The organism is Desulfocicer niacini (assembly GCF_054657595.1).
In genome coordinates, this window is the sequence record NZ_BAAHYK010000032.1 from 50,650 (window position 1) to 76,233 (window position 25,584).

The 25,584-nt window shown below is 48.5% G+C and carries 16 protein-coding genes and 1 riboswitch; all 16 genes read right to left on the reverse strand.

The window, feature by feature from the left end; translation table 11 throughout:
* Position 1 precedes the first annotated feature (1 nt).
* Complete coding sequence (locus ACYQ2M_RS16885) at positions 2–1,762, reverse strand: WD40 repeat domain-containing protein (protein ID WP_459917541.1); 1,761 nt, start codon at positions 1,760–1,762, stop codon at positions 2–4.
* Complete coding sequence (cobN, locus tag ACYQ2M_RS16890) at positions 1,759–5,679, reverse strand: cobaltochelatase subunit CobN (RefSeq protein WP_459917542.1); 3,921 nt, start codon at positions 5,677–5,679, stop codon at positions 1,759–1,761. Before cobN (ACYQ2M_RS16890) ends, ACYQ2M_RS16885 begins: the two co-directional genes overlap by 4 nt.
* 120 nt (positions 5,680–5,799) lie before the next feature.
* Entirely contained in the window at positions 5,800–7,836 is a 2,037-nt protein-coding gene (locus ACYQ2M_RS16895; RefSeq protein WP_459917543.1) for a TonB-dependent receptor plug domain-containing protein, read from the reverse strand.
* A 53-nt stretch (positions 7,837–7,889) separates the two neighbouring features.
* The gene (locus ACYQ2M_RS16900; RefSeq protein WP_459917544.1) at positions 7,890–8,660 is read right to left on the reverse strand and encodes an ATP-binding cassette domain-containing protein; all 771 of its coding nucleotides are present in this window, start codon (positions 8,658–8,660) and stop codon (positions 7,890–7,892) included.
* Positions 8,651–9,616: an ABC transporter ATP-binding protein gene (locus ACYQ2M_RS16905; protein ID WP_459917545.1), complete on the reverse strand. Its 966-nt coding sequence runs from the start codon at positions 9,614–9,616 to the stop codon at positions 8,651–8,653. Before ACYQ2M_RS16905 ends, ACYQ2M_RS16900 begins: the two co-directional genes overlap by 10 nt.
* Positions 9,585–10,418: an ABC transporter permease gene (locus ACYQ2M_RS16910; RefSeq protein ID WP_459917546.1), complete on the reverse strand. Its 834-nt coding sequence runs from the start codon at positions 10,416–10,418 to the stop codon at positions 9,585–9,587. The genes ACYQ2M_RS16905 and ACYQ2M_RS16910 overlap by 32 nt, the downstream gene beginning before the upstream one ends.
* The gene (gene nikB, locus ACYQ2M_RS16915; protein ID WP_459917547.1) at positions 10,411–11,355 is read right to left on the reverse strand and encodes a nickel ABC transporter permease; all 945 of its coding nucleotides are present in this window, start codon (positions 11,353–11,355) and stop codon (positions 10,411–10,413) included. Before nikB ends, ACYQ2M_RS16910 begins: the two co-directional genes overlap by 8 nt.
* Before the next feature lie 4 nt (positions 11,356–11,359).
* Positions 11,360–12,946: an ABC transporter substrate-binding protein gene (locus tag ACYQ2M_RS16920; RefSeq protein ID WP_459917548.1), complete on the reverse strand. Its 1,587-nt coding sequence runs from the start codon at positions 12,944–12,946 to the stop codon at positions 11,360–11,362.
* Positions 12,947–13,049: 103 nt separating this feature from the next.
* Entirely contained in the window at positions 13,050–13,562 is a 513-nt protein-coding gene (locus tag ACYQ2M_RS16925) for a methyltransferase (protein ID WP_459917556.1), read from the reverse strand.
* A 5-nt stretch (positions 13,563–13,567) separates the two neighbouring features.
* On the reverse strand, positions 13,568–14,347 hold the full coding sequence (locus ACYQ2M_RS16930; protein ID WP_459917549.1) for a DUF4198 domain-containing protein: 780 nt from the start codon (positions 14,345–14,347) through the stop codon (positions 13,568–13,570).
* A gap of 137 nt (positions 14,348–14,484) precedes the next feature.
* Entirely contained in the window at positions 14,485–16,428 is a 1,944-nt protein-coding gene (locus ACYQ2M_RS16935) for a TonB-dependent receptor plug domain-containing protein (protein ID WP_459917550.1), read from the reverse strand.
* A 742-nt stretch (positions 16,429–17,170) separates the two neighbouring features.
* Positions 17,171–20,902 carry a cobaltochelatase subunit CobN gene (gene cobN / locus ACYQ2M_RS16940; RefSeq protein WP_459917551.1) on the reverse strand — a complete coding sequence of 1,244 codons (3,732 nt, stop codon included), beginning with the start codon at positions 20,900–20,902 and terminating at the stop codon, positions 17,171–17,173.
* 7 nt (positions 20,903–20,909) lie between these two features.
* Positions 20,910–21,641: a hypothetical protein gene (locus ACYQ2M_RS16945; protein ID WP_459917552.1), complete on the reverse strand. Its 732-nt coding sequence runs from the start codon at positions 21,639–21,641 to the stop codon at positions 20,910–20,912.
* Between the two features lie 187 nt (positions 21,642–21,828).
* The gene (locus tag ACYQ2M_RS16950; RefSeq protein ID WP_459917553.1) at positions 21,829–22,833 is read right to left on the reverse strand and encodes a FecCD family ABC transporter permease; all 1,005 of its coding nucleotides are present in this window, start codon (positions 22,831–22,833) and stop codon (positions 21,829–21,831) included.
* The gene (locus tag ACYQ2M_RS16955; RefSeq protein ID WP_459917554.1) at positions 22,830–23,924 is read right to left on the reverse strand and encodes an ABC transporter substrate-binding protein; all 1,095 of its coding nucleotides are present in this window, start codon (positions 23,922–23,924) and stop codon (positions 22,830–22,832) included. Before ACYQ2M_RS16955 ends, ACYQ2M_RS16950 begins: the two co-directional genes overlap by 4 nt.
* Positions 23,925–24,297: 373 nt before the next feature.
* Positions 24,298–24,482: riboswitch (cobalamin riboswitch) on the reverse strand.
* Between the two features lie 204 nt (positions 24,483–24,686).
* Positions 24,687–25,584 (reverse strand): TonB-dependent receptor domain-containing protein (locus ACYQ2M_RS16960; RefSeq protein WP_459917555.1); only part of this gene is annotated, 898 nt, incomplete at its 5' end.

The following is a 25,584-nucleotide window of genomic DNA, read 5'->3' on the forward strand; positions in this document are numbered from 1 at the left end:
ATCACGACAGAATAATCAATCTGTGACTGCCCTGAATATCCTCTTTGAGCCGGTCAGGGTCAACATCAAAGGGGGCTTCAATCACGACAATATATTTGCCGTCCGGGCTGACGGCCGCCTTATAGGCAAACCCCGGGGTATGGTAAAACCAGTTTAACCTGGCTGTTCCCCCGCCCTGGGCGTTGGGGCTGAACACATAAACGCCCATATCCTTGGGATTGGCAAAGGATGTTTCCGGGACAAGGCCGATGGGAATGACCATGTATTCGCCCTTTTTAGACAAGAGGCAATCATTGTTCCAGATTCCCTCCCCCAGTTTCCACTTCCATTTAAGCTTTCCTTCATAGTCGTAAACAAACAGGGTGTCTGCATCCGGATGCCGGGCCGGTAAACATCTCGTCTCTGCCCCCATTCCCAGTGCCCTTGTACTCCAGGTGGCAAAAATCAAATCCGTGTTTGTCAATTTTAAATTGGCGCTGCTGGCACTGATGGGGACACCGCTTACATCCAGCACCTTAAGAAATTTTTTCTTCCACAGTAAAAGGGGCTTTTCGTTCTTTGACGATGCCTGATTATCAAACACAAATGTCCAGTCCGGATACATTTGGTTTACGACAACATGCCTGGAATCCGGCGATATCCGTGCCATAAAACCGGTTGTCCCCCTGAAGGATTCAACACCTTCCTGCCGGCCGGCAAACTCATATTGCCAGCAGGGTTTGCCGGTTTCACCGTCAATGACAACCAGGGTGGCAGTCTTTGCCCAGCCCATGGACGGAATCACGTATTTGCCGTCTTCTGAAATATCCAATCCCCAGGCAGAATCCTTCAGGGGATATTTCCAGACCGGTTGTCCCGTCTTGATGCTGAATCGGTAAACCATTGAGGTCGTGACCATGGTCTTTTTTTCATTGATTAGTTTTTCCGATGCATGCCTGACCATCACATAGGGGTTGTTGTCATTGTCAATTTTTAGCCCCCAAAGCTGAAGGGGATAGTATTTATATCTTCCCCTCATTCTAATGACAGAAGACCCTTTATTGTCAAAATCCTGCGCAGTCTTATACTGCCAGACCAGGTTCCCGGTTTTAAGATCAAAGCAGTACAAAAAGCCGTCCATGCTCTCTTCACCGGCAATCAATTTACCGTCATTGGAAATGACAACCGTGGCAACCCTTCCCTGGGGAATTTTATGCTTCCATAGGATCTCCTTGGATGCCGTGCTCACAAGGTAAACATATCCGCCCTTTGACCCCACTCCGATATAGGCCCCGTCCGGCGAAAAACAGACTTCAGAACCACGGGAAGCATAGTAGCGATACTCCATCTCCTCTTTATCCAGGTCTTCCAGGGCAATGTCGGCAATTTTCACCGGACTTGGCTTGTCCGGTGCGTACACCGGCATATTTACAACCCCGTCCCGGGTCGAGACCTTAAGGTCATACCTGGTGCCACTCTCCCATTTCAGGTTGATAAGGGCCTGGCCAGGAGAGTCAAGGGATTGGGAAACAAGTGTCTGCCCATCCCTGGATATGGTGATTGACCGGATGGGAACAGACCCGGCCATCTCCAAGAAAAGGCCTGTCCTCGTAAATATGGCTGAATTTACCGACACTTCATCCTGATCCGGCTTATGGTCGCATCCTATCAACAGGATAAAGAGGCACATGATGATACCCATCCATGATCTGTTTTCTGCCCGGATCGCTTGACCCCGGCCAAAGGTTTTGGTCGGATTCCTGACCTCAATGATGGCACTCAATTGGCTTCACCTTCCTTTAAAGCTGTAAGTTTTGACTGAATTATTTCCATTTTTTCCTTTAATTGGGGAACCTCATCAAAACCCATGATATTAACGGCACCGCCCTGGAAATCACCTTCCACATCCCCCATTTGTTCTTCCATCATTCCTTCGATATCAAGATAGATCTCCTTTAGTTCCTGGAGGGTATCGGGATGAGCCTGCCATAATCCGCGACTTTCAGCCTCAAGGAGCCTGCGTGCGATCTCTTCCATTGCAAAGGGGTTATTCTCCTCAAAAAACTTCCTGTTCTCCTTGTCCAGGAGGAATTTTTCTGCAATACCGTCAAACACCCAGTTGTCCACCTCTCTGGTGGTGGCCTGCCAGCCGTACATGTGGTTGGTGCGACTGGAAATATCCCCTGCTCCCTTGTATCCATGACGTTTCTTGCCCTCGATCCAGGCAGGATTCAAAAGCCGGGTGTGGGCAATCCTGGACAACTCCTCATTAAGGGTGCGTATCACTGGCCGATTCGGATCACTGGTGTCTCCAAAAAGTGTTTTGACCTCTTTCCCCGAAGCCACCTCTGCCGCGTTTGTAAACCCGCCATGCCACCCATAGATGTGACAGCAGTCGCACAGGTCGATCTCATCGGAATCAAATTTTTCAAAGGTTACGGTCACCCGGCTGCAATTATGGATCAGCTCATCCGTGGCATGACGGGCATAAACACCGTCACCATAGGCATAACCGGCATGCTGGAAATAAACTGCGGCAAGGTCTTTTTCCTCTTGCCAGGCGGATGCGCCCACAGCCAGTTCCACCCCCGTACCATAGGTGCCGGGTGCTGCCGAAAAGATCCTGAGGGTTGCCAGGCGTTTTGCATCCCTGGCATCATGTTCCAAAGCAAGTTCAGCTTCCCTTTCCAGAACATGTTTGCGGACATAATTCATCTCCAGGGGTTCTTCCAGTGCAGCCACCAGTTGAACTGCCTGGTCAATCAGCTCAAAGGCCCGGGGCATCCCGTCCCGCAGCATGGAGGAAAGATTTATCGTGGTATCGATGCGAGGCCTGGCAAGGGAATCAAGGCTGATGGGTTTAAGGGTGACTACCCTTCCTGCCGACCAGACCGGTTCAACACCGAGGGTATAGAGAATCTGTCCAATCATCTCACCGTCCGAGCGATAGGGATCCATGGCCCGCAGGGTCAGGCCGATGGTTTCCGGGTATTCCCCCTGCTCTTCAAGATATCGTTGGATCAGGTCATCGGCCAGCCTTTTGCCCACAACCCATGCTGCTGAAGTCGGGATACGAAAGGGATCGATGGAATACATATTCCTGCCCGTGGGAAGGACCTCGACCCTGCCCCTTGCCAGGGCTCCCGAGGCACCGGCCTCAATATAGCCGCCGTCAAACCCGTGCAGCAGGTTGTTGATTTCATCCGTGGTCTGTCCCACCAAGGGAACAATCTTCAGGGCTTTGGCAATAACCTTTTCCACCATCGAATCGGTATTGTCCATCCCAAGGCCCCGGTCCCGGGCAAAGGATGACAATTGCGGTTCAATTACCCCAAGGGCCTCATCTGTCCTGTTTTCGGGAAGATGAATGATCTCGGACAAAATTTCTTTTCCCAGGCGATCCAGATCATCCAGCAGTTTGCCATTGGTCATGTTACATGCCCCTGATTTTTCAGGAGCGTTTTGCAGGGCATCATAATCAAGCTTAAAATGGCTTGCCAGGGCCCGGCGCAAGGCCGGACAATCGGGTTGATCCAGTTTCAGCACGGTATTGAGAAGTTCGACCAGAGCCTCTTCTTCCGGGGCCTGCCCAAAAATATGAAGGCCGTCACGAAACTGACTTTCCCGCAGCATTGTCAGCTTTTCATGGAGCATATCCGGATCAATTTCCCTGTCATGGGATAACAGGCCTGCAGCCCTGGCCTTTTCTTCTATCCCCTCCAAAAGTGCTACCGCCCTGGCTTTTTCATTGAGCTGGGCTGCCTTTTGGTACTCTTCCAGCAGATCCTCCAGGTCGGCCAGGTCATCGGAGAGTCGCATGGTGGCCAGAACCGGCGGCATGTGATCAATGATAACGGCATTGCTTCTGCGCTTGGCCACCACCGCTTCCATGGGGTTGGTCAGGTTGTACATATAAAGATGGGGCACCTTGCCAAGGGAGATTCTTGAAAAGCAGGACTCGGTCAATGCCGTGGTTTTGCCGGGTAAAAGTTCCATAACTCCGTGGGTACCGACATGGACCACCACATCGGCCCCAAACTCCTCTTCCAGCCATCTATGCCAGGCCAGCCACTGATGGGGCGGCGGCACTTCAGGATCATGGAGAATCTTGCAGACCTCTCCGTCACACCTGGAGCCTGCACACCCTCTCTTGGGCTGCACACCGATAAATATGTTCCCCGTTTGAATCCCCGGAATTACAATTTTATTGTCGTGGAGTCCAAAGGAGAGTTTTTCAACTCCTGTGAGCTGCCGGGCCTTGTCTGGATCACCCCAGGCTGCCGTCACTTTTTCACGTGCATCTTCCGGCATTTGTGCAAACCATTTACCATAGGTTTCAAGATCCACAAACCCGGCGGCTCCGCCTTTGGATACAATATCACTGATGGTGGTCCAGCGAAAATCAGGCAGGGATTTTCGTTCCATGATCTCATCAATGAATTCTTTTCCGTTTTCTGGGACCCAGTCCAGGGCATACCCCCGGGCCTGCATCTGTTTCATGATATTGACCATACTTTCCAGACTGTCCAGGCCAAAGGCGGCTCCCACGGTTGCCTCCACACTCTTGCAAGGGGAATTGAGCAGAACAAAGGCCACCTTTTTTTTTGCATTGGCCTTGGCACGCAGATTGATCCATCCCATTATACGATCCACCAGGTACGGCACCTGGCCTTCAATGGGCAAGGTCGGGGCATAATCGCCCGAGCCGCCGGATGCACCCACGAGAATCGGTTCGATGAGCCCGTCAAATTCAGGCAGGGTAATGCTGATAATCACCTGGGGCAGGTTCAGCCCCTGGGCATCGGATCGCCATTGCTCCTCTGTCTGGCTGGCGGAATGGATCATCTTCAGAATCGGAACATTGAGTTGTGTCAGCACATTGGTTGACGATTCATGATTGATGGCCGCCTGTTTTTGTTTTGATTTTAAAAAAAACGCGCTGTACACCACAAGGGTTTCTATGATCGCTTTATTCGCCCTTGTGAAATATTTTAGTATGACATCGTCATTTTTAACCTTTCCAAACCATCCGTCGCTGAAGACAGGGATAACCCCTGCCCCCCTTTTTTCGATTTCACGAATTATGGCGGTATATGTTGCCAGATTTTCTTCTACCCAGAAGAGCCTCGGAAACAAAAGCCCCACCAGGGGACCGGCATTGGGTCTGTGTCCCCTGTACCAGGTCAGATAATCCCCAGGCTTGGTAAAATATTGGTCATTATCAGGATGATAGATGCCGGCCCAGGGAAGTTCCCTGGGCGATTGAGCCCTGCCGGGCAAAAACTTTTCAGCAAGCTCCCCGAGCCAGCAGAAAAAATGTTCGATATTCTCCTTCCCGCCGTATAAATGGTAGGCAACGGCCTGTTCCGCCATTTCCACGGGAAGGTTTCCAATGGCTGCAGCCTCGGGGGTAACCGGTACCACCGGTTTGTCCAGCTCTTTGGTAAGTTTGTCAAATATTTGACCCAGAACTTTAAAATCTGTGGGAAAGCTGTAAAACACCGCATCTGCCTCTTCTCTGGCAAAATGCAACCATTCCGACGATGGCATGGGCATGCCTGCCGCTGCCGGCTGGGCATATTTCAGTTCTATATTTATACCTTTTGTACTGCAGGTTTCAGCGGCCTGTTCGTAGAGCCTGCCGATGGTACTCGGCCCGAAAATCACACGGAAACCAGCAATTTTTATCTTTGAAGACATCTTTTCTCTCCTTTTACTCAAACCCTTACCCAGGCGTTTTCAACCTTTGTTGCGGATATGCCTTAAACGAAATACCAGGAAGACCCGTGGCCGTTATGAACAGATTCAGTGGGGAATGGCCTAAAATGTATATTTTAACGCCAGCTCAACCAATACGTTGCGCTGGGCCGGATAATCATCAATACCGGTTTTGGTACGATCATCGAACAGGTTAAAACCATCGATTTTAAGGGTGACCATCTCCTTGTAGGAAATCCCCACCGAGGCCATATGCCACCAATAGCCGCCCACTGTTTCCTTCACCATAGTCCGGCCCCAGCTTGTATCATCCCATTCCCCGCGGTAGCGGGCCGAGTATGAGCCAAACAGACGCCAGTCAGTTAGTATCCGGTGGTTTCCACGCAGGCCCAAAGCCCCACTGTTTCTCGGATAGCCGTTCAAAATCATATCGGTTTTCGCATCCCTGGTTTCATTGTAATTGTAATTTGCAAACAGGGTTAAGGGTGGGGTCACTTTGTATGATATTTCCAGGTCAACGCCTTTGATCTCCACCTCATCCACATTATCCGGGTACATGATCTGTCCGGAGGCAGGATTCACGGGGTCCGGCATCCTGATACTGGTGATAAAATTGTCCGCATCGGTGTAATAGGGGGTCAAACGGAAAAAAAGTGCTCGATTCAAGGCATACTGCTCCAGGGACATTTCATAGGAGAGCATGGTCTCCGCCTCCAAATCTGAATTGCCCTGGTAAACGATCATGGGAGAAATTGTCCAGGGGGATGAATAAAGTTGGTTCAGGTTGGGGGCTCGGAACCCCTTTCCAACAGAAAACTTAAGGTTGCCGTCGTTGCCGTACTGCCATCGCAGGGTCCCTTTTGGAGAGACCTGGGAACCGTAGCTATCGTAATCATCAAACCGGGCACCCAAAACTATTTCAAAACAGTCAAAAAATAAACCATCGTACTGGGCATAGAGAGAATAAAGCCTATCATCTTTATCCGTGATTTCGCCTTGTCGGCCCTGGACCTCCAGAAGTTCGCCCGTCTGTAAATCGCGAATGCTCTTTTCATACTTGTTATAAATAAGTTCACTGCCAATGGTCATGATCTGATCCGGTACCATATACCAGTTCAATGTCACATCCCCACGATACCTTTGGGCTTGGGTATGATTCACAGAAGCGCTGTAATTAAAGCTTGGTATTGGCGCTCCAAAAGGAGGATAGGTCACATTGACAAGGGTTTCACCGGTATAGGAATCTTTAGACTTTAACCAGTCGGCCTGGGCCTTGAATTCAAATTTATCCGACAGCCGGCTGGACAGCCCGAAGTTAAGGTAGGGTTGGTTGATGTCCTTATACCGTTCAATACCGAGGTTCTCTCCCATACCATAGTTGGTCGTACCCTCAACGGTACCTCCGCTGACACTGAATTCGGTGTTGTCACCAAGGGTTCCGGTCAGTTTCCCGTGAATCCTGTCATGGGTATATTCCCTGTTTGAATCATCCAATCCCTTATCATCATAGAGATAGTAATTATCAACATTTTTCCGGTCATAAAACAGGCCCAAAGAGAGGTTCTTCCAGACCATACCGACGTCCAGGCCGTAATCATGGCGCCCGAAGTCGCCAATTTGACCAAAGGTCTGAACATAGTTGCGGTCGCCGCCATCCTTGGTGATAATATTGATGACACCTGCTCCGCCGGAGGAACCGTACAGGGAAGAAAAAGGCCCTCTCACCACTTCAATGCGCTCCACTGCACGGACAGGCAGGGTTGTCAGGTAGGTATAGTCGTTGGCTGGTGAGTTCATGCGCTGGCCATTGAGAAGAATCAGTGTATGCCCGGTAAATCCATTGCCTCGCATGGACACTGTCTGGGGGGTAATAAGTCCGACTCCCTGTGGCTCCTTTGCCGTGAAACCCGGCAGATCCGCCAAAAGATCACCAACCGTCCGTGCAGGTTTGGATTCGATCTCTTCCGCCCCGATGATCGTTACCACTGCCGGCACATTCTCAAGTTTTTTTGGGGTTTTTGTTGCCGTAATAACTATTTCCTCCAGATTGTAGATCTTCTTTTCCTCAGCTCCTGTGACATTGGAGAATAACAGGCCCCAAGCTGCAATATACAATAAAATCAATCCTAAGCGTTTCACTCTTAAATCTCTCCTTTCAATTGTGATATTATTTTATTTATTGAGGACCTTGGTTAAGATCTGGCAAATTCCATCAGCTCATCAACCCTGGGCACTGAAACCTGAGTCGCAGGACTCTTGTCTTTGGGAGCGGATCGGACTATCCTTCCCCTGTGGAGTACTGCTGTCTCGTCGCTCATATACCTCACCACATCTGGATCATGGGAGATAAAAAGGTATGCGATTTCATGCTCTTTCTGCAGATCCTTCAGCAGTCTGAGTATCTGGGCCTGGTATGAGACATCCAGCATGGATGTGGGCTCATCCAGTATCATGAGTCTGGGTTTAAGACAGAGGACTCTGGCCAGAACCGCTCTCTGGATCTGCCCCCCTGATAGCTGATGGGGATATCGGTCCAGAAGTTCCGGGCTCAGGTCCACCTGGGCTGCCATCTCATGGATTTTGTTTTTTTCCTCCTGTCTGGTGACAAGGCCGTGGATTCTCAACGGTTCGGCAATGCTGCTGATAAGCTTCAACTTTGGATTAAGGGCGGTTTCAGGGTTCTGGAAAACAATTTGTATCTCCTTTCTAAGGTTTCTGAGCCGGTGGCCGTTGAGCCGGGTAATGTCCCTGCCATTGAAACGGATACACCCGGATGTGGGATCAATCAGCCTCAGGACCAACCGTGCAATGGTGGATTTTCCGCTGCCACTTTCTCCAACCAACCCCAGGGTCTTTCCTTTTTCTATCCTGAAAGAGACATCCTTGATCACGGTGTTTTTTTTTCGTTTTAAAATTCCTGAATGAAACGCTTTTCCCAGCTTTATCACTTCCATTACCGGCATGTCAGACACCTGATGTAAGAGTGGCTTCCCTGTTGTCTCATCTCCGGATGATACGTTCGGCATTCTTCCCGGGCCTTGCCGCACCGTGGATGGAACCTGCATCCCCGGGGTGGTGCAATGAGGCTTGGGGTATGGCCGGGAATTGGCTCCATTCCAGCCTTTGGCAGAGCATTGAGCAACCCCCTTGTATAGGGGTGTCCGGGAGCATCAAAAATGGTCCGGGTGTCATTGATTTCAACTATCTCCCCTGCGTACATGACGGCAATTCTGTCACAGAGCTGTCTGGCAACCTCCAGATCGTGGGTTATCAGGAGCATGCTCCGGCCCCGGGTCACTCTTTTCAGCAGGTGAATGATTTTTTGCTTTACGGGGCGATCAAGACCCTTGGTGATCTCATCTGCGATGAGAATACAGGGATCAAAGGCAAGGGCCATGGCAATGGTCACCCTCTGGAGCATTCCCCCGCTGAACTGGTGGGGATATTGGTGCATCCGTTTTGGATCGATTTCCACCCTTGTCAGACTTTCTGCAACTGCCTGCCTTGTCTTTTCCTGCGCCATTCCAAGACAGTCCCGGTACACTTCGGCAATCTGTTGATAAACGGACAGGACCGGATTCAGAGACAGGGAGGGATTTTGAAAGACCATGGCGATCTCCCTTCCCCGGATACGGTTCATGGCATCCCGGGGCAGGGTGAGAAGCTCTTTTCCTTTATAGTGAATCTTGCCTGAGATCTCTGCGGTTTCAGGCAGCAACCCTGCCAAGGCATGGCCAAGTATGGATTTTCCGCATCCGGTTTCCCCTATGAGTCCAATGGTTTCATTGCCATGAATGCCAAGGTCGATCCGGTCATTTGCCCGAACATACCCTGCATCGGTTCTGAAACTTACCTTCAGGCCATGGATCTTTAAGAAAGGCATGGTTTCACCACATCGGTTTTTGGTTTGTTTTGACATCGAAACCGTCCCTGAGCCCATCTCCTATAAAATTAAATGAAAGTACCGATATCATGATGGCCATGCCGGGAACGATCGCCAGATACGGTGCGGATCTCATATAAAGCACGCTGTCCTTGAGCATGGAACCCCAATCAAAAACAGGGGGCTGTGCCCCCAGACCCAAGAAACTCATGGCTGATACGGCAAGGATGGCCCGGGCCATGCCAAAGGTCACCAGGACAATAACAGGAGACAGACAGTTGGGAACGATGTGAACCAAGAGGATACGCAGATCGGATGCTCCCATGGCCTTTGCCGATTCCACAAAGGCCAGTTCCTTTAAGGAGAGCACCGTGCTCCTGATAACCCTAGCAAAGCCTGTCCAACCGGTGATTATAAGGGCCAGCATGAGGTTGACCATGCTCGGTCCCAATACCCCTGCGATTACAAGGGCGAGTATGATCCCGGGAAGGGCAAGCATGACATCCACCATCCGCATGATTACTTCATCAATGATACCGCCGAAATAACCGGATACGATTCCCATGACCATCCCGATAAGGCCTGTTGCCAGCACTGTGGTGATTCCAACGCCCAGGGTGATTCTTGAACCATGGATTATCTGGGACAAAACACATCTGCCAAGCTTGTTGGTTCCCATGGGGAAATCCCAGGAGGGCGGAGACAGGCTGTTGGTTAGATCAATAGTTCCGGGGGCATGGGGGGCGATAATGGGTGCCAGCAGCGCAATAAATAGCAACAGAATTATGATGATGCCTCCCATGAAGGCCAATCGGTGCTTGAAAGAATTGTTATTCATGGTTGTAAAGCCCCACCCTCGGATCAAGCCAGCTATAGGAGATGTCCACCAGAAGGTTCACCAAGCAGAATATAAATGCGATATAGAGCACGCATCCCTGGATCAGGGGAAAATCCCGGTTGTGGACGGCATTGATCAGGAGCCTGCCGATGCCGGGCCATGCAAAAACCGTTTCAACGATCACTGTTCCTTCCAGCAGATAACCGAATTGAATGCCTGATATGGTAACAATGGGCAGCAGGGCGTTTTTCATCACATGCCTGGACAGGATGATTCTCCGGGGCAACCCCTTTGATCTGGCGGTCTTGATATAGTCCTGGCCCAGCACTTCGAGGACGGAAGAGCGGGTGAGCCGGGCTGTTACGCCGGCCATTGAAATTCCCAGGGTCATTGCCGGCAGGATGAGATTGCCCATGGTGCCGTATCCGAATGTGGGCAAAATATTCAGATAGATTCCAAAAAACAGGATCAGCATCAGGCCGAGCCAGAAGTTTGGAACGGCAACACCGACAAGTGAAAAGGCGATGCAAAGGTAATCCCAGAAGCTGTTTTGCCTTACCGCTGCGATGCCCCCAAGGCTCACTCCCACGAATAGGGAGATAAGCAGACCTGAACCTGCAAGGGCAAAGGTCGGAGCAAATCTTGTCATAATTTCTCCGGAGACGGGTTTGCCTGAGAGTCTTGATCTGCCCAGATCTCCTTTTGCCACCCCCCATGCCCAGAGAGCATACTGAACCGGGATGGGCCGGTCCAGCCCTTGCTCTTTTTTGATCTGCTCAATGGCTTCCCTGTTGGCATCCAGTGCACCATACTTGGACATGGCAAGCATTTCCGCTGGATCCCCGGGTAGTATGAAAAGAAGGGAAAAGGTGAGCAAAGTGACTCCGAAAAGCACCCCCACGGTTAAAATCAATCTTTTGAACGCATACTCCACCATGGCATTACCTCTGCTTGGACACCTTCCAGGCATAGGAATACGCCCCGGTCATGCCGCAGTTCATGTGGAAATCTTTGATGCCTTTTCCATGGGCAAGTGCCCCGTTCTGGATATACAGGAAAATTCCCGGGGCGTTCGTTTCCAGAAGAAATTGCAATCGATGAAAAGATCTCATGCGTTCTTCCTTATCAATGATCTGCGAAAGCGCATCTATCTCTGCATTGATCTCTTCATTGTCCATGATGGAATAAGCTGGGTGTTTCCTGGAATGGAAATAGTATTCATACCATGGCGAGGGGTCGTTGTGAGGACAGATGCCCCCGAGCTCGATCAAGTCGTATCTTTTTTCCCTGTAGGCCTGAAATCTGGCACCGGACTCCAGAACCTTGACGGATACATCCATTCCTACTTTTTGAAGCTGGCTTTGGATGGTTTCGGAAATCTCCGTTCCTTCGGCGTAGAGCAGGGAAGATATCAGCTCTACCTTAAAGGGTTTGCCATCCTTGTCCAGAATTCCGTCACCATCGGTATCTTTCCAGCCCGCCTCTTCCAGCAGGGCTTTTGCCCTTGAAACATCATATCCGTACCACCCAAGATCGGGGTTTACGATCCTGCTGAACAGCGGCTGGGAATGGGGGCCTTTGAGGGCGGGCACCGCCAGGTCCGGCATGATGGAATTGATCAGGGTGTTGATGATTGTTTTCACGTCAATGGCGTAATTTACCGCCTTTCTAACCCGGACATCATTGAAGGGCTCTTTTCTCGTGTTCATGCCTATCCAGTTCGGACATGGGCTTGGAATCTTATGGGGCACCGTGAATCGTGGATCTTCATCCAGTTTTTTCAGGATTTCAGCCGGGAGGTAATCTGCCACATCCACCTCTCCGGATTCCAGGGCCATGGCCCTGGTGTTGAAATTCGGGATGATTTTAATGATCACTTTGTCAACCTTGGGGAGCTTTCCCCAGTAATCCGGGTTTTTCTCAAATACCACTTCTCGATCTTTTAGATAATCCTTGAAAATAAAGGGTCCGGTTCCCACGGGCCGGACGAATCGTCCCTCCTGATCCACGGAGCCGGGGCCCATGATTCCCAGGGATGAGATTGTGTGGATAAAGACCCCGTCCGGCTCTTTTAATGTGATCCGTACCGTATGCGCATCAAGGGACTCCATGGTTTTAATATTAGCAAGCCTGGATCCGGGAGTTGTCATATAACGAATGGAGAACATCAATGCGTCCGTATTAAGAGGGCTGTTATCTGTGAATTTTACATCTTTTCTCAGGTGGAGGGTCCAGGTCCTTGCATCCATTGAAGCGTCCCATGAGGTCAGCAGAAGTGGTTTGAGAGTATATTCATCATCAAAATAGACCAGGGGTTCGAATATCAACAGTTTGGGAGCCAGGTTGGGGCCGCCGAGGCCCTGCCTGGGATCGATGCTACCACCGATGCCGAACTGGGAGCCGATGACCAAGGTGTTTTCCTGGTTCAATTGGGCCTTGCCCGGCTCGGAACAAACAAAAAAAGCTGCTATAAGACCCAGAAAAACAGCCAGGCAACATGCCCCCCAAAAGTTCTTTTTTATTTTCAAAATCTCCCTCCAATGGGAACCACGTTGGGAATGCCGTCCAAGGAAGCAGTGGCCAGATAAATGACGCTCTGGTCAAGCACTTCCAGGATATCGCTGTTCATTTTCATACGTTTACTGCTCCTTTTCTGCATACAAAGATCACAGAGGGTCTTGTGGGGGATGAACAATCGAATTTCTCCACTTCAAACCCCGCCTTTTTAAAGATATTTGTTGCCTCTTTCTCGGTGAAGATGTTTCCGGAATACTCTCCGATAAGGGAAATCATCAAATCAAAAAACACCGTGGCGGCAGGCGAGGTTCTCTCCTCATCCATCATCATGTGCTTGTATATAAAAAGACCGTCGGGATTCAGCGATTCCCTTGTTTTCAGGAGAATAGGCAGAAGCTCTTGACCCGGCTTGTACAGGGCATTGGAGGCAAATGCGATATCAAATCCATTTCCCCAATCATCCCTGGTGTAATCTCCCGGCATTGCTTTTACCTTGTCCTCCATGCCATACTCTTCAATATAGGTTCTGGTGGCCTCCATGACAGGCGGAAGGTAAAACACAACGCTCTCAAGTTGAAGGTTTGCCTGGGAAAATGCGATGGCGTACAGGCCGTGTCCTCCGCCAATCCCCTTTAGGGAAGCTCAAACGTCAGGGTGGAGATAAAGTACAGTTTACGACATTTATTCTTGAATTCATCTGTGGCCGGCAGTTCCAGTTTGGCTGTGATGATCCAGGGTCCGTAGTAATCCAGGAGCCTTATCTTTGCCGTCTCTTTGTAATTTATTGTATCCATGAACGTTACCTGCGGATTGGCATAGGGGGAGACAAAAATTTCAGCGCCTTTGGCTGGTTTTCCGTCCAGCAGCACCTTGAGTTCAAGAAAGTCACCCGGTTTAAGAGTAGCCGGATTCTCAAGGGGAATGATTTCGAATCTCTGGCCAAGGGTTCTGGAAAAGGGATTCCCCTCAACCTTGCCAACACTTATCAGCGTCTTGGCATACATTTCATATCGTAGATCGTAAAAATCATTCTTTCCCTCAACATCTCCGTGAAAGCCTGGATTGATAGAGGCGGCAACGATGCGCCCTCCCTCCTGTTTCATGGTGATTTCAGTGGCCTTGAATCCCCCTGGGCCTGGCTTTATATCCTTTTTATTACCATCGGGTTCGACCATGAAGAAATCTTTGAGGTAACCATCCTGAAGAAAATCATTGGCCGGAAGCTTATGTCCCCATCCAAAGTAGACGGCTGTTTTTGCCCGGGGAATCGGTGCATATTTGGGGTGAGAAAAGATTTCCGGTGAATGGTCCGTGGCATTGATCCACAATTTATGGGCATGAACCGGTGTTGAAAAAATAAGGGTTAAGCATAAGGCGATGCTGAATCGAGCGAATAAACCGTTTTTTCCCATGACGAACTCCTCCTTGGTGCTCTTGTTTTTTTAGATTATTATCTCTTGTTTTCGTGTCCTTTTGACAAGAGAATCAGAAAACCTTCTTGATGCTGTCTTGTTAGTTCTATGGGGTGATGTTTTATGCCTGGGCAAGATCAGAACCTGGCCGTATAGCTCAGATAGTAATACCGCTCACCAGGATCCAGCGGCGAACCTCCCCTGGTATAATTGGATGGGCTCTCCTTATCTAAGAGGTTGTCTATACCAAAGGCGATCTCATGACGGGGGGAAAGCTGATAATTGAGTTTGATGTCCACAAGTTCAAAATTGCTATCAATGGGTGCCGATCCCCTGGGCATGTTCGGATCCTCAGCATAGTAATCAAAAAACCCACGATAATAGGTGTGAAACTCGAAATCGCCAAGGAAAAGGCTGCTGCCAAGCTTAAGGGTTTTCCTGGCATGGTTGATAAGCCTTTCATCTGTTTCATCATCTTTTTTATCAAGGTACTCACCGGATGCCGATAACTTCCAGAATTGGGTCGGTTTGGCGGTCATGGAGAGTTCTATACCGGATATCCTGGCCTTGTTGATATTCTCATATTCGTTTTCGATGGTCTGGGCATGGCTTACAGGATCCGTGGTTATGCTGACCGAATGGCTTGCGATGAGGTTTTTCAGTTTTGAAAAATGGTATACTCCTTCAATGGAGAATTTATTGCTGCGGAATCCCAGGGCTGCTTCGGCAGTTCTGGATTTTTCCGGTTCAAGGTCGGGGTTACCACGGATGATGTGGGACCGATTTCCCGCACTGCGTTCAAAATAACCGTACATATCTATAAAACCCGGGGCCTGGAAGGCCGTTCCATAGGCCGCCCGCGCAAAAAAATCGCCCGGGGTCCAGGAGAGGCTTATCTTTGGATTTAGTGTATCTCCAAAATCACTGTAATGATCGTACCGGGCCCCACCCATAAGGGTGATATCCTTAACAATCTCCCACTGATCCTGGATGAAGAGATGGCTGATATCCCGCTCTGGGGAATCCGAAAGGATGGTAAGTTCTATCTGTTCCTTTCGTGCCCCCGCTCCGATGCTCAGATTGTGTGCATTATTGCCTGTGTAAAGGTTCCATACCCCGTTCATCTCATATTGATCGTAGTCTGTTTTTTCCGCTCCCCCTGTCCGGTCTGAATCTGTGTCGGCATTGCCGTACCCCAGTGTAAGATCGAAAATTCCAAGCTCTGTATTGTTGTGATATTTGCCTGTCAACTGGACCCGTTCTTCCTTTTCATAGGTGTCAGGATATCCCATGACGCTGCTGGAACTTATCCCTTCGTCATCCTGCCTGGCATATTCCCCATACCATCCGAAATAATGCTGGGTGTCCATTTCATATCTTCCGTTGTAGGAAATGAAGTATCTTTCCTCATCCCCCAGGCTGGTGTATGGTTGATCTTCCTCCATACGGTATCTGTCCCGTTTTTTTATTTCCGTTGAAATTCGATGGTAGCTGTTTCCCACCTGTCCAAGGTTGCCGTTTGCACGAAAAATGAGGGTCTCCCTATCCCTGTTCTGGGCCATACCGCAGATGGTTTTAGCGGTAAAGGCTTTCTTGGCCGAAGCTTTCCTGGTGATGATGTTTACTATTCCGGCCATGGCATCTGAACCGTACAGGGCAGACATAGGACCCCGAACGATTTCGATTCGCTCGACATCTTCCTGCTGAATTCCGTTCAGGTCCGTGCTTCCATATTTGCCGGTGCGTCGCATGCCATCCACAAGGATAAGGGTTTGTCCCCCTTCAAACCCCCTGAGAGAAAGGTCTGAATTGCTGCCACTGTCCTTGACCACAATACCAGTCGCCTGTTGAAGTGCCTGGGAAAGGCTTCGTCCTGAAAGAGTTTCGAGCTGTTGGGATTGGATGATCTCAACCGTTGCCTGTACATCTTCAATGTTCTGTTCAATTCCAGGACTGGTCACGGTGATAACTCCCAGCTGAAAAGGCTCTTCATTGCCGGATGCAACGTTAGAATGAACCATGAGCATGCCCATGATAAGCACTGCAGCAATCCGGTAGTTCTTTTTAATCTTGGGTTTCATTTTTCTCCTTCTATTTTTTTAGAAACAGTCAATGATAGATAATTATCCATCCCGGCAATTCCCGATACCCATCTTAACTTATTGAATATCCATCAAAGAACTTTTGCAAAGTTTGAAGCATAAATATTAATAATTTAAAACAGTTATCCTATCTTTCTTGACAAGACATAGCTATATCCATGCTTTTCAAACATATATGATATAGCCTGTGGGAAAAGCCTGCCTGTGGTAGATTCTTATTGTTGACGCAAGATGAGTCAGGTGATAAGGAAGGAATAGACTCCTTGATCATCAAGGGGTTCAACCGGAAGGCAGCATGTGTCCTTGGCCGGGTATCTGCTGTCTTCCCCCTCTATCTATTGCGAATATTTCAACGTATTTTTACTTGTGCTTTATGATGAAACCTTATGAGTCGATTATTTCCTCTCTTTTTTTCATAAAAAAAAAGCCAAGAATCCAGATATCTCTTCTATCTGGCCTTCTTGGCTCATCATTGACAATGGTCTCTATTCATTCAATACAGCAGCAATTTCATATTGCAAGTAAAAAGTTCTTATCCCATTAATAAGAATGTGTCAAGCAGTAAAATTGCGATCAGGAAGCTTTATTATGGCAGGGGTTTTGTGTTTATGCTCTTTTCCATACTGTTTTTCCGTCCATTTATCTGAAAATCCCAATCAATGCCAGCATTCTGGATATCGATTCGATAAACACCTTAGTTTCCAGTGTCTTGGAGCGGTGTTTATTCAGCCTGTTCGGTCAACTCTTCAATGGTCCCCTCAATATCGAGGTACTCTTGTTTAAGCTCATCTTCGAGTTCTTTGCCCGCCTGCCACATGCCCCGGGAAACGGCCTCCAGAAGTTTGGCCAGAATATTTTCAAGCGCATGGGGATTGACGGATTTCATCCACTCCTGCATTTTGTTGTCCAAAGCCACTTTCCGGGCAAATTGCGTGTACAAATGATCATCTATCACATCGGCGGTGGCATCCCACCCAAAGATAATGTCCATGGCCTTTGAAATATCCCCGGCACCTTTAAACCCATGTCTTTTCAGCCCTTCAAGCCACACCGGGTTAAGAAGGCGTGCCCTGAAAATATGCCTTGCCTCCTCATTTGTTGTGCGGACCACCACCTGTTCAGGATCCGAGGAATCCCCGGTAACAGAAAAGGGACGTTTCCCCTGAACCGCATGAACCGCTGTGATCAGCCCGCCATGGTAGGAGTAAAAATCCGTGCAGGACATCATGTCTTTTTCCCTTGTGTCCTCATTTTTTACGGTGACCGACATGCGTGAAAGGCTTTTTCTGAACTGTGTTTCCGCCGGGGCGCCAAAGGTATTTTTCCCATAGGCATAGGATGACCATTGAATAAACATATTGCCTAAATCATCGGTGGTTTCCCAGGTTTTGGATTCCACCATTTTTGACACCCCGCTGCCATAACTGCCCGGTGGAGAGCCAAATATCCGGAAGGTTGCTTTTCGAAAGGCACTCTTTTGGTCCTGTCCGTCCTTTTCATACTCCTTGACATCTTTGAACACATGGCGCCGGATAAAATTAGACTCATCCGGCTCATTTATCATTGCCGTGATCTGAACCGCGTCATCGATCAAATCCATGAGAAGGGGAAATGCATCCCGAAAAATACCGGATACCCTTGGGCTGACATCAATCCTTGGACGGCCTAATTTTTCCATGGGAATTATCTCGATTCCCCGAACCTTCCCGGAACCTTTCTGCCACACCGGTTTTACCCCCATCAGGTAGAGAATCTGGGAAACATCATCCCCCTTTGATCTCATGGTGGGACTTGCCCATAACACAATACCGACTTTTTCAGGATAGCTGCCATGCTCCCTTTGATAGCGATCAATCAAAGCGTCTGCCATGCGTTTTCCCACCTTCCAGGCTGCAGGTGTGGGGATTTTCTGGGGATCCACAGAGAAAAAATTACGGCCTGTGGGCAAAATATCCGCCTGTCCCCGTGTGGGCGCGCCTGAAGGTCCTTCGAGAACAAACCTGCCGCTAAGCCCGTCCAGCACTGCCTGGATTTCGTTTTTTGTCTGTTGAAGTTTGGGCAGAAGATCCTTTGCCACATAAGTCAACGCCTGGGTGACATCTGCGTGGGATTTTCCCAGGTGTTTCATCTGAACCGATGTGATGGCCTTCAATGACATGTCCGACATTAGAAGTTCATCTAACAGGGCTTCACAGAGATCCTGGGCCTGTTTCTGGAATTTTGACAGAGCATCCTTCTGTGTATTCCCGCCCATCACCTTCATGACCGATTTTCTAAGGGAGGGAACAGACCCGTTGGCAAGCCGGGTCAGCTGGGCCAGGGTGGAGACCAGACGTTCACCTTCAGGAGCTTGGCCCATGATATGCAGTCCATCGGCAATTGCCGTATCCCGGATCTCTTCCAGAAAATGGTGAAGCTGTTCGAGAAAAGAAGAACCCTCCGACAAGGCCTGCTCAAGGTTTAGATTCAGCTCGTCAAGAATACCTTGTGCCCCGGCTTCTTTTACAATCATTTCCAACAGCATGGGCAATTTTGATGGGTCCTGGATTTTCGCATCCCGGTATTCGTCCATGAAATTGTCAAGCTTGGCCAGTTCATCATAAAGACCTGCCGTTGTCTGGGCCGGGGGGAGATGATCAATAATACAGGCGGCTGATCTTCGTTTGGCCTGGGTGCCCTCACCGGGATCATTTATGATATACGGATAGAGGTTGGGCAGATCCCCAATGGCAATATCGGGGTAACAATGCCGGCTTAAACCCACAGCCTTTCCCGGCAGCCATTCCAGGGATCCGTGCTTGCCCACATGGATCACGGCATGGGCCCCGAATTTTTCAGATATCCATCTGTACTGGGCCAGATAATGATGGGGCGGCGACAGGTGCATGTCATGATAAAGCTTGTCAATCTGTTCAAAATATCCCCTGGGCGGTTGGATGGTAATACAGACATTCCCGTTGATAATCCCGGGGAAAAACAATTGATCCCCATGGACAAAAAGATCACCGGGCATAGCCTGCCAGTCCTGGGTCATTTTTTTCTGTATTTTTTCAGGAAGCGCCCTGTGCCACGGCATATAATCTTCTCTGTCGGCCTTGGCTTTGGTCTTTTCTGCCATCTGTTCCGGCAGAAGCCATCTTCTGTCACAGGTCATGCCGTCCAGGATAATACGGGAAAGTTCACAGCTCTCTTTGTAAAGGGTATCAATGTAATAGCCCTCTCGATCCAGGGCTTTCAACATTTCACAGACGCTGGCAAAACTGTCAAGGCCGCTGGCACATCCGATACGATCATTTCTGGGAGGATAATGATGAAAGATGATGGCCACTTTTTTTTCTCTGTTGGGTGTGCTTTTTAAGGCAGCCCAATTCAGCGAAAGCCGGACCAACCGGCCGATCCGTTCCTGGATGGGCAAATATTTATTCACGGCAGCCCCGGTTAAAGGATCTGTATCCACCCATTGTTTTGCCGCAAAGGGCACACCGATAATAACCCCGTCCAATTCCGGCTGGGCCACACCAATGGTGATATCCACTGTGCTTAAACCCTGATCACTCTTTTCCCAATCTTCAATGCTTTGAGCGGTGGTCATGGCCTGGATCACCGGAACGTTTAATGTTTTTAGAAGATCTTTGTAATCAGGGGATGCGGTTTTCAGGCTGAACATCACCGGATTGATAAGCACATCAATACGGGGGGAACCATTGTTCATGAAAAATTTGTCCACCACGTAGTCAGCACCATTATTTCCCGTAAGCTTGTCTTTAAACCGGGTATGAAACACACAGATCACATGGGCTCCCTGACGTTCAACCTCCCGGACAAGGGCATCAATATGGTCTTTATTATTACTGGTCCAGAAATTCTGGTAAAACCAAATACCAACCACGGGTTTTTGGGGATCAAAATTATTGTACCAGGATTCAGTGTCTACAATATGCCCATGGTCCGGGTGATAAAGTCCTTCATTGGGCTGGCGCACCGGCGGGAGAAGCGGATGGTTAGTCTCATGGATGATATTATTAAGATACAAAAGCATATTATAAAGGTTGACCACCCCGCCAAACCGGTAGTATTCACTCAAGCTTTTCCACTGACCCTGGGAAAGGCCGTCGGAAAGGTCCTGGACCAATTGATGGGAATCTGGATTACTGCCTGTGGGCTGGATATGAAAATAGGGGCAGTGGAATCTTGTCTTTCGTTTTTCTTCCAGGGCATCGATCAGGGCATCCCAGGCCGGGCAGGATTGTTTCCCGGCCATGATCGTTATCACAACGGCATCTGCATCCAGGGCCGCATCAATAAACCTTGCCTGCCTGTCAGGGTGTCCTTCCAGCTGGGTCCGGGTGCGGGCATAAATCGACAACGGCTTTCCCTGTGCTTTAAACAATAGGCAGGCTTCACTTAAATTGGGTACTTCATTGGATGTCACACTAAAGTATGCAAGCTTCATTATGCACCTATTTTTTTTCAACGGCCGGAACGGCATTATAAGAATATTGCATTACAGACTTTAATTTTCCTGTTGCATCAAACCGGCTTTTTTTTACGGGACGACCTGATTCATCCAGTTGTATAAGACTTTTACCCTTTAGTTGAGACGACTTATCAAAATAATGGATATCTGTCATAAAACCGTCTTCATTGTAAACATATGCGGTACTTCCCAAAACAGTCCCATCAGAAGAAAGAGCGTAGTCTCTTATTCTTTTCCCTTGCTCGTTAAAAAGATTAATCTGGTTTCGTAATAGTTTTCCTGCTACGTTATATGAGCTTTTTCTGATCCGCTCACCGTTCTGGTTAAACATATAAAAATGTGTTTTCAATACATTGCCGTCACTATCCATATCCATCTGCCTGCACACGGAGGTGTTGGGATCATATGAATACTGAAGGGTTTTAATGGGCTTCCCATCAGGTGTCTGCTTAATTTTTTGTGTTAATCGATTTTCGGCATCAAATCGGTATGAAATCTTCAATGTAAGGTCATTATTCTGGTTATAGTGCGTTTTGCCCACAACATTACCATGCTCATCCCGCTGGATGGATATCTTTTTTACGACCTGACCTTGAGGGTCTGATTTTGTATATTCCACCAGATCATTCACTCGGTATGAATACATACCCACCTGGTCTGAGACAGGTCCTGTTATATAATTGATCCCATCCTGAGTCCAGGCAGATACCGGCATTGAGCATAAAAGCAACACCATCATGGAACAAAACAACGTTGTAAGGGATTTTATCCGAATATCATATATCTTTTTCATTGGTTCGTTTTCCTTGTCTGGTAATAGTTAGTATGGTTGAAAAGGATATTCAAATTTCTGGGCTTGATCACAAGCCTCGGCCATTCTGGTCCAGGGCCACCATAATCGTTTACCCTTTGTTAAAATTGGATCGCAACAGATAAAGAAAAAACGGTGCGCCTAACACGGACATGATAATGCCCACCGGCAATTCCACAGGATCCAGTGCCACCCTTGCCACGGTATCACAGGCCATGAGCAGGCAACTGCCTGTCAGTGCACAGGCCGGAAGCAGGAACCGATAGTCCGATCCGATGAGAAACCGAGTCATATGGGGAACGATGAGGCCCACAAATCCCAATAACCCCGCCACACTGACAGCACTGGCTGCCAGAAGGGCTGCAAGGGCAATAAAAAGAAGTCGATTTTTTTCGACATTCAGTCCCAGAGAACGGGCGATGTCATCTCCCAGCAAGAGGATATTCAATCGCTTGGCCAAAATAATGGTCAAAAAAAAACCTGTTACAGCATAGGGCAGGATGATGTAAAAATGTTTCCAGGATCTTGCAGACAGTCCGCCAACCATGAAGCCCAAAACCGAGTGTACCCGTTCAGGAAAAAAAATCATAAGCGCCGTGATCCAGGCCCCCATAAAGGACGAGACGGCAACACCTGCCAGAATCAGTCGCGTGGGTTTTAATCCCTGCTGCCATGCCAGGGCATAAATAATAATAGTTGTCACAAGGGCACCGATGAATGCGGCAGGCGTGAGCAGGTGAAAGGCACTGGGAATCACAATCAGAATAAAGATACCGGCAAGCCCTGCACCTGCGGATATGCCGATGAGGTGAGGGGATGCCAGGGGATTTCTCATGATTCCCTGCAAAATGCATCCTGACAGCGAAAGGCTCATGCCCACAAGGGCTGCCACAAGGGTTCTTGGAAGTCTTATATTATAAATAATCTGATAATGGGGCCCGGTTGACTCAAAGAATATCGACTGGAGTATCTGTGAAAGGGACAGTTTCAAGGATCCCTGACTTAAGCTGAGAATAAAAGCGCAGACACAAAAAACCGCCATAATAATCAGTATCAATATACGTTTGTTATCCCGGCCAAAGAAGCTTATTCTCATATCCTTTTCCCATATAAAAGGTCGGCCAGGTACTGGAGGGCATCCGGGAAACCGGCATTGGGTTTGTATAAAAAATATTCTTTGGGAAGAACAAAAAAACGATTTTCCTTTATGGCCCTTAGACCTGCCCATGCCTGGTTACCGGAAAATTCAGTTTCCAGTCGGTCCCGGCATTCATCCACATCCCCCATGGTGTTGAGCAGGATAATATCCGGATCAAGACAGACGATGCGCTCGAGGCTGAATTGAATGCGGGTGCGATTTCTTGTGGAAAATCGGTCGGGAATGATATTTTCTGCGCCCAGCATGGATAGCATCGTGCAGGTCTGGGAACCGTTGACCTCGCAGGAAACAGAATTGGCCGTGGAAAATGCCACCAGCACCCGGGGCGCTTTAAAACCCTTTATTGAGGCCTGAATCGCCTCAATTTTTTCAGTCATATGTCCCTGGAGTTGTCTGACCCGGTCTTCGGTGTGATTAAGTTTTGAAAACAATGTCAATATGCGGTTGTAATCATAAAAGTTGATATAATTAAAATAGGCGTATTGGATCTTATTTTCCTCCAAAATCGGAATCAGCCGCCGGAAAGCGGGCAGGTTGGATGAAATCACCAGATCCGGTTGCAGGGCAATTATTTTTTCGGCGTTGGGGTTGTTAAATGTTCCCACCTCGGGAAGCCCCAGGGCCTGCTTTGGCACATGCAGTTTGCCTGAACACCGGGCAATGGCCTGGCCGTCGGTTTCATACCATAGATGAAGCAGTGAGGTTAACAGCACCACAACTCGTTTGGGTCTTTTTGATATCCAGACATTTTTTTTGTCCGGCAGGACCCACAAAATTTTTTCAGGCGTTTCATCAATGATCCGCTGGTTGACGTTTTGTTCCCATGAGAGGCTGGTAATCTGAGTTCCCGGCGAATCTTCGGCAAAGACTGCCGAAAATCCACCCAAAAGAACTGCCGGAATCAAACAGAACAGGATGGTTGACCGTATATAACTGCCAAGGGTAGACAGTGATTCTTGCCCAGGTACGCCCGCAACAAAACTTGCAAAAATATTAAGCTTACCTGCTCTTTCATATAAATTATTCATAGTTAACCTTTAAGACGCATATAGGATTCCAGGATCTTATCGGAATGGATAAATGCTTTAGGTAACATACCTTGCAACATAAGATAAACCACCTTTAAACCCGGTATGACAGCTCAACACCGACATAGCATCCATCTGAAGGTAAAATAATATGCTGAACCTTTAGAAGGGCTGTCATGTTCCTCTTCATGTGCATTGACCCGTCTGCCCCATTTTTTGTCAAACAGATGGCTGCAGAAAATATAATATTCAACACCTTTTATCATCGGCCTTCCAAAAACAAAAAAGCCCTGAATCGTTTAAAAAAACGATCCAAGGCTGTCCCTTTTTCTATCCTTGAGATCAAACAGGAACCGGCATTGCCGTACGCAGTATCCCTATGGTTGTCCAGGTAGGTCTTCTGACTCTTGGATCATTCTACCAACTGCGCCTTCCCGTCCATAACCTCGACAGTGGCATGTTGCAGTCTTCGTCCCCAATTACAGCGGCGGGCCCGTTCCGGAGTTTAACCGGATTCCCTTTTATGCAGTTTTCTGCACCTGATCAATGCATCTATTAGTTTGTAATACCGTAAAAGTCAATAGGAAAGGCCCCGAATTCCAGGGCCAACGCATTTAAATTGTATTGCCCCCAAGCACTTTAATGAGATACGTATTCTCCCAACCTGCTTGCAGTTTTTTTGTGTTCATCTGTTTTTCTCAGACAAAGGGAACTGATTTTTCGGTACCAGGACTGCATCAGCCCCTGAGTCATATCAGATCATCAGAAGTCGAACCCTATTGAGGTATAGAAATAACGGGGCATCCCAGGATAATAAAGATTTGAACGTCCCGAGGTATAAGCGGAAGCAGCGTACTTTTTATCAAAGATGTTATTGCACCCCACACTCCAGTGAAAGTCCTGCCCCAGCAAGGTGGATTTAAAGCCCAGCTTACAATCGGCAAGATAATGACCACCGTATTCTTCTTCATTTGCCGAATCCATATACCAAGGACCTATTTTTCTGCCGACCAGCGAGGCAGAAAAGCCCACAGGTAGTGTATAATCAAGGCCCAGGGATACCGTGTATTCAGGTACCTGATCAAGATATTTGCCTTCTATGGAGGTATCGGAAGGATTCTTCTTTATTTCCATCCTGGTATAATTCGCATTCAAATTGACAGTCAAACTGTCGATTATCCGATAGGCAAGAGAACCCTCGACGCCTCTACTTTGGGCCTTACCAATGTTTTCATATTGCACAGTAGTCTCATTTTTTGCCACCAGGTCATCCACGTCGCTCAGATAAACGGCCACGCTGCCTGATACTTTTTGAAAAGAGTATTTTGTTCCGATTTCATAGGAGATGGCCGTTTCTGCCTCCAGATCTGGATTGGCATAATCATTGACCGTATAAAGCTGGGACGGTGTGGGAATTTTAAACGCTCTTCCTATAGACGTGTAAAAATTAAAGTTTCTATTTAGCTGATAAAGCAGGTTTAGCTGGGGACTATAACCGTCTACACGTGAGGAGCCGGTGACATCTGTCATAGTCGTTCCTGCGCTATTGTACTGATAACCGCTATTATCAAATTCAGCCCAATCCCATCGCAGTCCGAAAATGGCTTCCCAATTTTTGGATATCTTCCAGCTGTCCTGGGCATAGACTGCATACTTATTT